Source organism: Xanthomonas sp. SS, from assembly GCF_014236835.1.
In the GTDB taxonomy this organism is placed as follows: domain Bacteria; phylum Pseudomonadota; class Gammaproteobacteria; order Xanthomonadales; family Xanthomonadaceae; genus Xanthomonas_A.
This window is the reverse complement of the sequence record NZ_CP051190.1, coordinates 3,535,565-3,548,693: the sequence shown is the minus strand read 5'-3', so window position 1 is coordinate 3,548,693 and position 13,129 is coordinate 3,535,565. Positions and strand designations below refer to the sequence as shown.

Sequence of the window (13,129 nt, the reverse complement as noted above, 5' to 3'; positions counted from 1 at the left end):
GCAAGGGTCGCGGCAGGTGGGGATCAGGGCGAACAGCGGGCGGCCAGGGCCGGATCGACGGCGAAGCGCCAGGCGTCCACGCGCGCGCTGCGCGGCAGGTAGTCAATTTGCACCGGCTTGCCGTCGCGCTCCAGTTTCAGTTGCATATGCGTGTGCTCGTCGGCCATCGCCTGTTCCAGCGGGGTGTATTCGACGATGCGGTCGTTTTCCTGCACGCCGGCACGGGCGGCGGCAGAGTCGGGCAGCAGGTTCTTGATCACGCCCATGCGCATGCGATCGAAGCCGAGCTCGAACGGCTGGTGCGGCGCCGGCACCACGCGGTAGCAGCCGAACACCGGCGCGGGCGGCACGATCAGTTTGCCGGCGACCATCGCGTCGAAGTCGCCGCCGGCGCCGGCGCCGAGTTCGCGCACCACCATCGCGCGCCATTCGGGCACGCCGATGGTTTCGCCGGCGCGCTGGCGCTTCAGCACTTCCAGCACCAGGTCGTCCACCGAATGCGCCTGCCGGCCGTACTGGCGCAGCTGCGCATCGACGCTCACCAGATACATGAAGCCGCGGCCGTACGGCACGCGCTGGGCGCGCGCGTCCTTCCAGAAGCGTTCGCCGGCGGCGCTGTTGTCGAGCGCGCGGAACGGGTTGTCGTAGTAGCCGTCGGCGCGGTGGTTGATCGCCTGCAGGAAAGCATCCTTGGCGTACACGCCGGCGCGCAGCGACAGCAGCAGCGAGTAGAACTCGGCGGTGCCTTCGGTGTACCAGGCGGTGAGCGCGTGTTCCTCGCCGTCGAGCTTGGGCCAGGTGTGGGCCATTTCGTGCGCCAGCAGCGCCTGCGGGCCCTCGGCGATGGTCTGGCCCTGCGGCCCGTAGCCGAACATGAAGGAGTGCGCCAGGCCGGTGCCGCCGCCGGCCGGGTACGGGTTGCGGCGGGCGAAGGCGCGATAGTCCGAGCCGTCGTCGCCGAAGAAGCGCGCCATGTAGCGGTACAGCTGGCCGGTCTGCCTGGCCAGCAGTTGCGCGTCGAACGGTGGAGCATCCATCCAGTAGAAGTGGAAGACGTCGTCGTCGTTTTCCGGCACCCGCTGCATCGCGCCGACGGCGTAGTAGGAGAAGCGCAGCAGGTCGGTCGGCCCGGTCGTGCGTTGCTCGCCTTCGCCGACGCTCCACACGCCGCGCGCGCCGGCCGGCAGTGCGCTCAGGTCCCAGCGCAGGTGGATCTGGCGCGGCGCCTCGCCCGGCGGCAGCGCCATGAAGTAGACGCCGGCGCCCATCAGGCCGCCGTCCTGCGCGCGCAGGTCGAACAGCGGGCCGTTGCGGGTGTCGGCATCGACCTTGCGTGGCGGCGTGGCGTAGTCCACGTCGACGTCGCCGACGCTGGCGCGGGTGGCGAGGTAGTTGCGGTACTTGCCGGACGGGTCCGGCGCTTCGTCGACGGCGCGCAGCGGCAGGGCGCCGCGCGCGTCGCGCACCTGGATCTGTTCGGCGCTGTAGGCGGCGGTCGGCGTGGACACCAGCTCCACCGGCATGCGCAGCAGCGGCGCACCGGCGGCGACCTTGGGCGCGGGCAGGTGCAGGTGCACCTGCAGCGCGCCGATCTGGCCGGCATCGGCCTTGGGCGTGAGCACCACGTCCAGCGGGATTGGGGCCAGCAGTACTCGGTCCGTATGCGGTTCGGCGGCGAGCGCGGCGCAGGCCGGCGCCAGGAGCAGGGCGAGGGGGAGCCAGCGGGAGGTGCGTGCGGTCATGGTTTGGCCTGGGGCAGGTAGGCGATGCATTCGATTTCCACCTTGGCGCCCAGCGCCAGGGCGTTGGCGCCGATGGCGCTCCGTGCGGGCAGGTGGCCGGGTTTGAAGCGGCGCACGTACAGGGCGTTGAACGCGGGCCATTGCGCCATGTCGGTCAGCATCACCGTGCACTTGGCGATGTCGTCCATGCCGGCGCCGGCCAGGGCCAGGGCGCTGGCGACGTTGTCCAGCGCGTTGTTGGCCTGGGCGCTGAACTCCTCGGGCAATCCGCCCTGCGCGGCGCTGCCGATCTGGCCGGAGACGTAGAGCGTGTCGCCGGCACGCACCGCGGCCGAGAACGGCGCGCCGGGCGCGGCGCCGTAGTGGTGCAGCGCTGCCGGCGCGGCCTGTGCGGTCCACGGCAGCAGCGCGCACAGCAGCAATGGGAGTCGCTTCATGACAGGGCCTCGATCAGACGTTCGACATCGTCGCTGCCGTTGTAGAACGATGGCGACACACGGAAGTAATTGCGGTACAGGGTGACTTCGACGCCGGCCGCCTTCAGCTTCGGCGCCAGCCGCTTGCCGACGTCGCGCTGGGCGAAAGACACCAGCGCGGAGTTGGAATCCGGCGGGGTCATCGGGTCGAAGCCCAGCCGCGGGATCGCGGCGTGCAGGCGCGCCAGCAGCGGTTGCCGCCATTGTTGGATAGCGTCCACGCCGATGCGCTCGATCAGTTCCAGCGAGGTCGCCAGCGCGGCGGCGGCGGAATTGTTGAGCGTGCCGACTTCGATCTTGCCGGCCAGGCCGCCGATCGCCTGCGTTTCCAGCGGCGGCTCGCCGGGCGGGTCGAACGGCAGGAGGTGCGAGACCGTCTCGCCTTCCTGGCGGTAGCCCCAGACGATCTGCCGCAAGGCGTCCTGGCTGGCGCGGCGCGCATACATCACGCCCAGGCCGAAGTCGCCCATCAGCCACTTGTAGGTGGAACTGGCGGCGAAATCCACGCCGCTGCCGTGCAGGTCGATCGGGGTGTTGCCGGCGGCCTGGATCAAGTCGGCGTAGACCAGCGCGCCGCGGCTGTGGGCCAGGTCGCAGACCGCCTTGAGGTCGTGCTGGAAGCCGTTGACGCTGGACACCAGGGTCAGCGCGACCAGGCGCGTGCCCGGGGTGATCGCCTTGTCCAGATCCTCCAGGCGGATGCGGTTGTCGTGCGGGCGCACCACCTGCACGTCGAGGCCGCGCTTGGCCAGTTCCATGTACATAAACAGCGAGCCGTTGAAGTGGTAGGCGTCGGTGACCACGCGCTGGCGGCTGTGCGGAATGCCGAGGCCGTTCAACACCAGGTTCTCGCCGACCATGGTGCTGGGAATCCACGCCAGTTCGTCGCGGTCGGCATGCAGCAGCCGGCCCAGCGCGGCCATCGCGCGCTCGCGGTCGCCGCCCATGTCGACCTCGTCGGCATTGGCATTCATCAGCCGCGCATCGAGGAAGCCGCGTTGCGCCTGCGCGGCGGCGCGGCTGACCGGATGCATGTAGGCGCCGTTGAGATAGCAGCCGGCGATCTCGAAGGCATTGCCGAGGCCTTGCAGGCCGCGTGCGGGCGTGGAGGCGGCGGTCGCAGCAGCGGTTGTTGCGTTGCTGGCGTCGGCGAGGCCGGACAGCGCTGCGGACAGCGGCAATGCGCCGGCGGCCGCCAGCAATTGCCGGCGGGTGAGGTCGAAACGGGGCGAGCGGGTGTCCATGGTGGCGTTCCGGCAGGCGAGGGTCAGTTCAATGCAGTTCGGCTTCGGCTTCGATCTCGACCGGGATGCCGAACGGAAGCTCGGCCATGCCGACCGCGCTGCGCGCATGTTGGCCCAGTTCCGGCCCCCACAGCGCCAGCAACAGGTCCGAGCAGCCGTTGATCACGTTCGGCAGGCGCTGGAAGCCGGGCGCGCAGCGGACCATGCCGAACACGCGCACCCAGCGCTTGATGCGTTCCAGGTTGCCCAGGCTGCGTTCCAGGCTGGCCAGCATCGACAGGGCGGTGGCGCGCGCGGCGGCATAGCCCTGGGCTTCATCCAGTTCGTCGCCGACGCGGCCGACGCCGCCGGCCATGCTGCCGTCGGCGTGTTGCGGGCCGTGGCCGGAGATCAGCACGCGGGTGCCGATCACGTGCACCGGCGCGAACGGCAGGATCACCCCGTCGGGCACGCGCAGCGGTGGCGGCAAGGTCATGCCGAGCGCACGCAGGCGCGCGCTCACGGTGTCGGAGGGGAGGACGTGCGGGGTCTGCATGGGATGCGGGATCGGGTTCATTGAAGTTTCTTCGGGGCCGGCGCGAACGGGGCCACGCCCAGGGCGCGGTAGATCTCGGCGGGCAGGTACAGGGTCTGGTCCTTCACCACCAGCGCGGGCTGGCGGATCGCGGCGATGTCGGTGGTCGGATCGCCGGGCAGCAGCACGAAGTCGGCCTGCTTGCCCGGATGCACGCTGCCGAGCCGGTCGGTGCGGCCGAAATGCAGCTCGCTCTGCCAGGTGCCGGCGCGCAGCGCCTGCTGCGGGGTCAGCCCGGCGGCGACGTACAGTTCCAGTTCGCGGTGCACGGTGAAGCCGGTGCTGTCGTCGGTGCCAGGCAGCAGCACGGTGCCCTGGCGGTGCAGGCGGCCGATCAGCTGCAGGGTCTTGTCCAGCGCGCGGCGGTACTGCGCGTCGGCCTGCGCGTCGAGGTCGGGGACGAAGGTGCGCTGGCGGTAGCGCTGGTAGGCGATCGGCATGTGCGACAGGTACGGCGCATCGGCGGGCGGCACGCTGCCGGCACGGCTGAGCATCAGCCGCTCCACGATCACCTCGGTGGTGTCCAGGGCGATGTCGCGCTGGCGCATCAGCTGCAGCGTGTGGCGCACGTTCGGCGCGTCCAGGTCGAGGTCGGCGACGCGCCGCATCGCGGTCAGCCGCAGCGGCGTGCGCGTGTCTTCTTCGGGGGACAGTACCCAGCCGAGCATCAGCTGGTTGATGTGGGTGATCTCGTCGTAGCCGGCGGCGATCATCGCGTCGGCGTTGGTGAAGGCCGGGATGTGGCCGGTGACGCCCATGCCCAGCGCATGCGCGCGTTCGGCGATCGGCGCCACCCAGGCCGGGTTCATCGAGTTGTAGAGCTTGATCTGCCAGTAGCCGTGGGCCTTGTACCAGGCGACGTCCTTCAGCGCGTCGTCCAGCGTATCGACGACGAAGCCGTTGCGCGCCGAATACGGACTGCGGCCTTCCAGGAAGCCATTGCGCACGATGCGCGGGCCGGCGATCTCGCCGCGTTCGATGCGCGCGGTCAGGTCGAGCAGGAAGGCGTTGTCGTTGCCCATGTCGCGGGTGTTGGTGACGCCCGCGGCGAGGTACCACAGCCCGGAGGACAGGGTGCTGTGCGAATGCATGTCGTGCAGGCCGGGAATCACCGTGCCGCCGTTGCCGTCGTAGACGCTGTCACCGGGCGCCGGCTGCCAGCGCGCGTCCATCGAGACGATGTGCCCGTCGGCGACATGCAGGTTCACCGCGTCGCTGCGCAGTCCGTTGACCGGATCGAACACATGCACGTTGCGCAGCCACAGATCGCGCGTCAGCGGATGCGCGAGCTGGCGCTGCAATGCCTGCGCATGCGCGAACTGCTGCGCCTTCACCGCGTCGGCGATGGTCGCCACCTGCGCCTGGTAGCCGTCGCGGATCGCCATGGCGTCGTCGTCGATGTCGGCCAGCAGCGCGTCGTCGGCATCGACGGCGAGGTAGTGCGGTTCCAGGTCCAGGCCGGACAGCCGCAGCAGCCGCGCCTGCAGCGGCGGCGCCCCGGCCTGGCCCTGCAATGCCAGCGTGCCGACCAGTTCCAGTTGCATGCGGCCGCTGGGCAGCACGTCCAGGGCGTGGTCCGGCGCGGCCAGCAAGGCCTTGGCGTAGGTCCACATCGCCCAGGGGCTGCTGTCGTTGGCGATGTACAGCGCCGGTCGCGGCCGCGGCGTGCGGCCGCTGTCGGCCTGGCTGCTCCATTCGGCGATGCCGTCGCGCCATTGATAACGCTCGGCGACCTTGCCGCCCATCAGCGAGGTGCCGGCGATCGACCACGCCAGCGGCAGCGCATGCGCGCCGAGCACGATGGTCTCGTGGTGCTTGGGACCGCGGCCGTTGTTGTCGACGTGGTAGTCGACCTCGTAGGTGTCGCCGTTGGCCGTGGCCTTCAGGTAGCCGACGTTCTCGCCGTTGGCGATCAGCACCAGCGATTGCGGCGCGGTGGCGGCGCACGCGGCGTGGCCGGCGAACGTGCAGGCGATGGCGATGGCGATGGCGATGGACAGCGGCAGCGTGCGGCTCATTGCAGGAAGTCCTTCAGCAGGCCATGCAATTGCGGGCGCAATGCGTCTTCCGCGAACACCGCATGGCCGCCGGGCAGCAGGCGGAAATCGATGCGCGCCGGATCCAGGGCGCTGTGGTGCAGCGCGTACCAGGGGCCGAGCGCGGGCACGGCCAGGTCGTAATAGCCGTTGAGCGCCAGCACATGGAAGCCGGGATTGGCCTGCGCCAGGCGGGCCAGGTTCGGCGTGGGATTGAAGCGCAGCGCGCTGCCGAACGGACGCGGGCCGGCGCCATCGTCGGCGCTGAAGCGCCAGGCCATGGCGATATCGATGTCCAGGCTGACGTAGTCGCGCGGCAAACCGTCGCCGAACAGGCCATGCAGGTAGTCGGCCATTACCGCGGAGGTGATCTGGTTGCTGCGGCCCAGGCCGAGCGCCGGATCGTTGGCGGCCGAGGGCCGGCCGTTGTCCGCCGCTTGCGGCGCCGGCAGCGGCGCGGCGACGCGGCTGTCGAGCCGGCCGATCTGCTGGCCGTCGGCGGCGAGCACGCCAAGCCGGAAGCTTTCCACGTCCGGGCGCAGGTCGGCTGCGAGCAGCGTTTGCGCCGGCACGCCAAGCAGCGCGGCCAGGCGCGCGGCGATGCGGCTGCGCGCGTCGGCCGGCAGGGCGCTGCCCTGCAGCAGGGCCTGCGCGTAATCGCCGAGCGCGAACGTACGCGCCTGCGCATAGACGCTTTCCACCGGTTGTCCGGCCAGCTCGCCCTTGCCGTGGGCGGCGGCGGCGACGATCAGCGAGGGAAGGTCGAACACAGCGCGCAGGTCGTTGCCGGGGCTGTCGTCGCCGCTGCTGGCATCGAGCAGCGGCGAGACCAGCAGCACGCCGGCCGGACGCAGGTCGGCGATGTCCGCGGCGAGCAGGGCGAGCCGGTAGCCGCCGTAGCTTTCGCCGGCGATGTACAGCGGCGCGCGTTCGCGCCCGTGCGTCTTCAGCCAGTGCCGGATCATCGCCTCCACCGTCTTGGCGTCGCCATGGTCGGACCAGTAGCGCGCGCGTGCGGCGGCATCGGTAGGGGCCTGGCTGAAGCCGGTGCCGGGCGGATCGATGAACACCAGATCGGCGGCATCGAGAATGCTGTGCGGATTGGCGATCAGTGTCTGCCGTTTGCCGTCGCGCACGCGCAGCCGCGGGCCGAGGCCTTCGACCTGCAGCACCGACGATGCGCCCGGCCCGCCGTTGAAGGCGAACAGCACCGGCCGTGTGTCGGCATCGGTACGCTCGGCCAGATAGCCGATGGCGCTGATCGAGGCGACGCGGGCGCCGTCCGCGCCGGCGAAATCGAGTTGGTCGAAGCTGACCCGATAGCGCAGCCGCTGCTCGCCGAGGCGGGCCTGCTGCGGGCTGGACAGCAGGGTCGGTTTCGGCAGCGGCGCCGCATCTTCGGCGGCTGCGGCGAACGGCAACGCCGTGCACAGCAGCAGAGCCAGGCCGTGGATCCATTTCATCGGGGAATTCCGCAACGGGAAGAAGGGCCGGCCGCTGTGCGGCGGCCGGCGATGCGCATCAATAATCCCAGGCCAGGGTCAGGCCCACGGTGCGCGGCTGGATGATCGTCGCGCCGAGCGGCGAGCTGGCCAGCGAGCCGCGGCGGTTGGCGTTGATGTAGCCGACCTCGTCGGTGAGGTTGCGCACGTACAGCGTGGCGCTCCAGGCCTGGCCCTGCACGCCGGCGTTGAGGCCGACGGTGGTGTAGCTGGGCAGGTGGATGCGTGGGATGCTGGCCGAGGTGGTGAACTCCATGTCGCGATCGCCCATGTAGGCCACGTCGGCGCCGGCGAAGCCTTCCAGGTTGCTGCCCAGCGGGAAATAGCGCTTGAGCGAGGCCGAGGCGCTGTTGCGCGCCGAGTACGGCAGGCGATTGCCGTCCTTGCCGTAGGCGGAGGAACCCTCGGTGTAGCCGGGGATGTCCTGCGCCAGGGTGGCGTCGGTGTAGGCGTAGCTGGCGGTGACCTTCCAGTCGGCCGACGGCACCCAGTTGACCGACAGTTCCAGGCCCTGGCTGCTGGCCTTGCCGGCGTTGGTGGTGTAGCTGCTGCCCAGGGTCGGCTCGACCTGCGAGATCTGCAGGTCGCTCCAGTCGATGTAGAACAGCGCCGCATCCAGGCTCAGCGAGTGGTCCAGCAACTGGGTCTTCAGGCCCAGCTCGTAGCTCCACAGGCTGTCGGAGTCGTAGGAGAACGGGACGTTGGCCACCAGGGTGCCGTTGCTGCCGCCGGCACGGTAGCCGGAGGCCACGCGCAGGTAGGTCATCAACTCGTCGTTGAAGCGGTAGCGTGGCGAGAACAGGTAGGTGGTGGCGCTGTCCTTGTTGCTGTCGAAACTCTGGTTCGGGTCCTGCAGCAGGCCGCCGGTGTCGCTGTTCTCGCGCAGGCTGTTGCGTGCGTAGCGGGCGCCGAACTGGATATCGAACTGCGGGGTGAAATGGTAGGTGCCGTCGGCGTACACCGCCTTCTCGCGGTAGGTGCTGTCGCCCAGCGAGACCAGCAGCGGGAAGTCGCGGTAGATGGTGCCGCTGGTCTTGTCGGCGATGTAGAAGTTCTGCGTGCTCTTGGCTTCCTCGTCGCTGTAGAACGCGCCGACCTGCCAGTCCAGCGCATGCTCGCCCTGCGAGACCAGGCGCACTTCCTGGGTGGTGCGGTCGGTGTTGTAGCGGTTGTCGATCAGCGAACTGGGGTTGTCGCTGTCCAGGCCGAAGATGCCGGCGAACACCGGCGCGAGCCGGCCGATGGTGGTGTAGCCCACGTCCTGGTAGGCCCGGCTGCGGTGCTGGGCGTAGCCGCTGATGCTGTCCAGCATCGCCCAGCCCAGATCCCAGCTGACCTTGGTGGTGTAGAAGCGCACCTGGCCCTTGAAGGTGTCGCCGCCGCTGATGCGGTCGTGGCTGTACTGGCCGTACAGCGGATGCAGGTCGGGATCGGTGTCGACCACCGAGCTGGAGCCGGTCTCGGTGTCCTGGAACAGCGCAGAGGAACGCACGGTCACCGTGTCGCTGACGTTCCACAGCGCCGAGACGCGGCCGCCGCGCACCTGGCTGTCGTTCTCGTCGCCGCTGTTGGTGTTGTGCACGAAGGCCGGATCCTGGCGCTGGAACAGGCTGACCCGCAGCGCGAAGCGGTCGGAGAACGGCAGGTTCACCGAGGTGCGCGCGTTGTAGCCGGAACCGCCGTGCGCGGCGGTGGAGCCGCCGGCCTCGACGCGGCCGAAGGTCGCGCTGGTGTCCGGATCGGTCATCACGTACTTGATCAGCCCGCCCATGCTGCTGGCGCCGTACAGCGTGCCCTGCGGGCCGCGCAGCACTTCGATCTGCTGCAGGTCGGACGGGTCCAGGTCGGGGATGGCGCCGGTGCTGAGCGCCGAACCGTACGGCACGTCGTCGATGACGATGCCCGAGGTCGGGCGGCTGCCGAGGCCGGAATCGGTGGCGATGCCGCGCAGTACGATGTTGCTGCTCATCGGCGACTGGATGTAGGACAGGCCGGGCAACTGCGCGAAATAGTCGGCCAGCTTGTAGCTGCCTTCGCTGCTCATCTTCTCGGTGTTGAGCACCTGGATCGACATCGGCACGTCCTGCAGCCGCTCGCTGCGCTTCTGCGCGGTCACGGTGATGGTGTCCAGCTGCTTGGCCGCTGTGGCGCCGTCGTCTTGGGCGAGCGCGATGGACGGCAGCAGCAGGAGCGCGCTGGCCGGGCAGCACAGGGCGCGCGAAATGAACTGGGAGAGACGGTTGCGGCGGGCTACGGATGACATGGGCGGGACTCGTCTGGCGGGCGGTGGGCGGGATGGGTGGAGCGCGAACCACGGGTGCTGCGGGAACTGCGGAATGTCATGTCACCAGGTGCGGCGGACCATCTGCCGGATGTCGTCGGCGAGGCCGGCGGCGGTGTGCTCGACCGTGTACATCATGTGTCCGCCCTCGTAGTAGCGAGTGCGCACCTGCTGCATCGGAAAGCCCGACTGCGCGGCGAGATAATCCATCGCGCCGATCGTGGTCTGGCTGTCGTAGTAGCCGTTGCCGACCAGCAGCCGGCACTTCGGATTCGATACCAGCAGCTGGCGCAGTTGTCCGACCCACGGGTAGTCGCCGAACGGCGATTTGTTGGCGTCCCAGTCCCAGGCATTGAAGTCGCTGGAGGTCGGCAGCGCGGTGGAGTAGTGGCCCACCTGCGCGGGGACGTTCAGCACCTGCCGGTAGTAGCGTTCGGCCACGGCGTTGTAGTCGGGCACGCTGCCGGAATTGCCCTGCGCGTCGAGCAGGTAGCGGCCATCGCTGGACGCCAGGATCCGGCCCGGGAACAGCTGGCGCGCGTAGGCGACCTTGGAGACCTTCAGGTCGGCCTTGAGCCAGGTGTCCGCCGACAGGCCGGTGAAGGACTGCAGCGCCTGCGCCACCTCTTCGCGTTGCTGCGCGCTGGCGCGGTTGCCGAGGAACAGGGTGCTCAGGTAGCGCTCGCGGCCGTAGGCGGAGGCTTCATCGACGAATTGCGCGAGGCTGCGGCCCTTGCGATCGACCTTGCCGTGGTACCAGCCGAGCGCGGCCAGGGTCGGCAGCGACACCGCGTAGCTGACGATGTTGTCGCGCCGCTGCGCGTATTCGAGGATGTTGGCGGCCTGGCCGAGCAGGACGATGCCGTCCACGCCGATGCCGGCGGCCTGCAGTTGCGTGGCCGCTTCCGGTGCGCGCAGCGTGCCGTAGCTTTCGCCCAGCAGGTACACCGGCGAGCCGCGGCGGCCATGCCGGTCCAGCCACGCCGCCACCAGTTGCGCGAGCTGGCGCGCGTCGGCGCGGGTGGAGAACTGGCTGGCCGGCGCCACGCCCTCGGCGACGCGGCTGTAGCCGGTGCTGGCCGGATCGAAGATGACGATGTCGGCCGCGTCCAGCGGCGAATAGCGGTTGTCCACCAGCTTGAAGCCGGCGGCGTTGGCCTGCAGGTCGTCGGGCACGGCCAGCCGCTGCGGACCGAGCAGGCCGAAATGCAGCGGCGTGCTGGCGGCGATCGGGCCGCCGTTGAAGGCGAAGATCAGCGGCCGCGCGCCGGCGGCGGATGTGGCGACGTAGGCGGTGGAGACCAGGCGTGCCGCCGGGCGCCCGGCGGCGTCAGTGGTGGCATAGGTTTCCACTGTCGCCGCGTAGGCGATGCGCTGGCCGTTGAACACGCCGCGGTGCTGCGTGGTGACCGGCGTGGGCAACGACACCTGGTCCAGCGTGGTTGGATCGACGAAGCCCAACTCGGCGGCGTGCACCACGTTGCCGGCAGGCAAGGCCATCGCCAGGGCCAGCGCCAGCAGCGGCTGCAGCAGTCGGGTCTTCGGCGGCACAGGGCCGGGGCGTGCGGTCGCGGAGCGCATGGGCTAGTCCGTGCTGGGAAGCGAGGGAGAGGCGGCGAGGAAGGCTTCGAACGCGCGGCGGCCCTGGGCACGGCTGGCGCGTTCGGAGTACCACATGTGTCCGCCCTGCAGGCACAGGTTGGTCACCCGCGCGGCGTAGCGCGGGCCGGCGGCGCGGGCGGTCTCCACCGAGCTTTCGCAGGGCCAGCCGTCGTAGCGGCCGCGCAGGCTCAGCACGCGCAGCTGCGGGTCCTGGTCCATCGCCTTGCGCAGCGGCGCATCGGCGCCTTCGGGAAGCTTCTGCGAGAAATCCCACAGTTGCGCCATCCAGTCGTCGGGCATGCCGGACTTCGGGTCGGTGTAGCGCGGCGATGGATGGAATGCGTTGCCGAACGGGCCGCGATACAGCAGGTCGCTCTCGAAGCCGAGCTGCTGGCGCAGATAGCGGTTGAACACGCGCGAGGTGCCGTTCATCAGGCCGGCCATCGGCAGCAGGCTCGGGTCGATGCCCGGCATCCACGGGGCGTCCTTGGCGCGCCGCGGCGCGGTCATGCGCAGGTCGTAGCGGCCCAGCTCGAGGCCTTGGTCGGCGAGCAGGCGGTCGGCGAAATCGGCGGTGGAGATGGTCAGTTGCCTGGCGTCGATGTCCTGCGCGCGCAGGCCGCTGAAGCGCGCCAGCCCGGCCAGGATCCGCCGCCGCGACTCCGGCGTCTGCGTCGCTGGCGTGGTCAGAAACGGCAGGTAATCCTGCTGCATCCAAGCCTGCGCCTGGGCGACCGCAGTCGTTTCGTCCAGCGCCTGCAGCGCGGCGTCGAGGCGCCGGTGGTAGTGCGCCGCGGCGGTGAACTGCGGCACGTTCAATGCGTCTTCCGGGTAGGCTGCCGGCGGCGTGCCCAGGTCGAAGTTGTAGGACACCAACACCACGCCGCGTACCGGCATGCCGCGTCGCTGCAACGCTGCGGCGACCAGCATTGCGCGGGTCACGCCATAGCTTTCGCCGGCCAGGTACAGCGGGCGGTCCCAGGCGTCGTGGCGGGTGAGATAGACCCGGATCGCTTCGGCGATGACTTCCGCATCGCCATGCGAGGTGTACAGCGTCGGCAGGTCCTTGGCGTCGACTGCGCGGCTGTAGCCGGTGCCCAGCGGATCGACGAACACCAGATCGCTGGCGCCCAGCCAGCTGTCGGCGTTTTCGACCAGCGGCCGCTCGCTCTGCGCCGGGGTCCAGTCCGGCAGGCGATCGGCGGTATCCAGGCGCCGCGGACCCACGCCCATGTGCAGCTGCGCGGCATTGGAGCCGGGGCCGCCGTTCCACAGGAAGGTGAGCGGCCGCACCGCGCCGGCACTGGCCGGGACGCTGTAGCCGACGAAGAACACCGACGCCAGCAGCCGCCCGGTCGGATCGTCGTGGATCGGCAGCAACCCGGCCTCGGCCGCGTAGCGCAGCGTGCCATGGCCCTCGACGGCGACGCTGCCGGCCGAGCGCACCTGCACGTCGGCATGCGCCGGGACCGCCGCCGCGGCGCTGGCCAAGCCGGCCAGCCACAGCGCCGCCGCAACTGCGAACGGACGCAGCCAGGCAGTGGCGCGACAGCACGATCTGGCGGACGGCATGGACGTCGACATGGTCTGCTTGGTTGTCCCCGGTGCAGCGTGGCGCGGCGCCCGATGCGAGGGCGCGACGGTGGTTGGCCGGCCCGCGTCACCCCCTGGC

General features: G+C 70.1%; 9 protein-coding genes. All 9 read right to left on the bottom strand.

Annotated elements, in window-relative coordinates; genetic code table 11:
- Positions 1-23: 23 nt before the first annotated feature.
- Positions 24-1,742 (bottom strand): M61 family metallopeptidase, encoded by a 1,719-nt coding sequence (locus HEP74_RS14655; RefSeq protein ID WP_185813505.1) that lies wholly within the window; start codon positions 1,740-1,742, stop codon positions 24-26.
- Complete coding sequence (locus HEP74_RS14650; RefSeq protein ID WP_185813504.1) at positions 1,739-2,179, bottom strand: RidA family protein; 441 nt, start codon at positions 2,177-2,179, stop codon at positions 1,739-1,741. The genes HEP74_RS14655 and HEP74_RS14650 overlap by 4 nt, the downstream gene beginning before the upstream one ends.
- Positions 2,176-3,462, bottom strand: a complete 1,287-nt coding sequence (locus HEP74_RS14645) for an aminotransferase class V-fold PLP-dependent enzyme (protein WP_185813503.1) — start codon at positions 3,460-3,462, stop codon at positions 2,176-2,178. The genes HEP74_RS14650 and HEP74_RS14645 overlap by 4 nt, the downstream gene beginning before the upstream one ends.
- A 28-nt stretch (positions 3,463-3,490) precedes the next feature.
- The gene (locus tag HEP74_RS14640; protein ID WP_221893127.1) at positions 3,491-4,018 is read right to left on the bottom strand and encodes a RidA family protein; all 528 of its coding nucleotides are present in this window, start codon (positions 4,016-4,018) and stop codon (positions 3,491-3,493) included.
- On the bottom strand, positions 4,015-6,054 hold the full coding sequence (locus HEP74_RS14635) for an amidohydrolase family protein (protein WP_185813502.1): 2,040 nt from the start codon (positions 6,052-6,054) through the stop codon (positions 4,015-4,017). The genes HEP74_RS14640 and HEP74_RS14635 overlap by 4 nt, the downstream gene beginning before the upstream one ends.
- Complete coding sequence (locus HEP74_RS14630) at positions 6,051-7,535, bottom strand: S10 family serine carboxypeptidase-like protein (protein WP_185813501.1); 1,485 nt, start codon at positions 7,533-7,535, stop codon at positions 6,051-6,053. Before HEP74_RS14630 ends, HEP74_RS14635 begins: the two co-directional genes overlap by 4 nt.
- A gap of 58 nt (positions 7,536-7,593) precedes the next feature.
- A complete protein-coding gene (locus HEP74_RS14625; protein ID WP_185813500.1) occupies positions 7,594-9,837 on the bottom strand; it encodes a TonB-dependent receptor in 2,244 nt (747 codons plus the stop codon).
- A gap of 81 nt (positions 9,838-9,918) precedes the next feature.
- On the bottom strand, positions 9,919-11,436 hold the full coding sequence (locus HEP74_RS14620; RefSeq protein ID WP_185813499.1) for a S10 family peptidase: 1,518 nt from the start codon (positions 11,434-11,436) through the stop codon (positions 9,919-9,921).
- 3 nt (positions 11,437-11,439) lie between these two features.
- Entirely contained in the window at positions 11,440-13,041 is a 1,602-nt protein-coding gene (locus HEP74_RS14615) for a S10 family serine carboxypeptidase-like protein (RefSeq protein ID WP_185813498.1), read from the bottom strand.
- Positions 13,042-13,129: the final 88 nt, after the last annotated feature.

Bases quoted from the DNA above. Each gene is read 5' to 3' on its own strand.
- HEP74_RS14655 (WP_185813505.1), bottom strand. From the start codon at position 1,742: ATGACCGCACGCACCTCCCGCTGGCTCCCCCTCGCCCTGCTCCTGGCG.
- HEP74_RS14650 (WP_185813504.1), bottom strand. From the start codon at position 2,179: ATGAAGCGACTCCCATTGCTGCTGTGCGCGCTGCTGCCGTGGACCGCA.
- HEP74_RS14645 (WP_185813503.1), bottom strand. From the start codon at position 3,462: ATGGACACCCGCTCGCCCCGTTTCGACCTCACCCGCCGGCAATTGCTG.
- HEP74_RS14640 (WP_221893127.1), bottom strand. From the start codon at position 4,018: ATGAACCCGATCCCGCATCCCATGCAGACCCCGCACGTCCTCCCCTCC.
- HEP74_RS14635 (WP_185813502.1), bottom strand. From the start codon at position 6,054: ATGAGCCGCACGCTGCCGCTGTCCATCGCCATCGCCATCGCCATCGCC.
- HEP74_RS14630 (WP_185813501.1), bottom strand. From the start codon at position 7,535: ATGAAATGGATCCACGGCCTGGCTCTGCTGCTGTGCACGGCGTTGCCG.
- HEP74_RS14625 (WP_185813500.1), bottom strand. From the start codon at position 9,837: ATGTCATCCGTAGCCCGCCGCAACCGTCTCTCCCAGTTCATTTCGCGC.
- HEP74_RS14620 (WP_185813499.1), bottom strand. From the start codon at position 11,436: ATGCGCTCCGCGACCGCACGCCCCGGCCCTGTGCCGCCGAAGACCCGA.
- HEP74_RS14615 (WP_185813498.1), bottom strand. From the start codon at position 13,041: ATGTCGACGTCCATGCCGTCCGCCAGATCGTGCTGTCGCGCCACTGCC.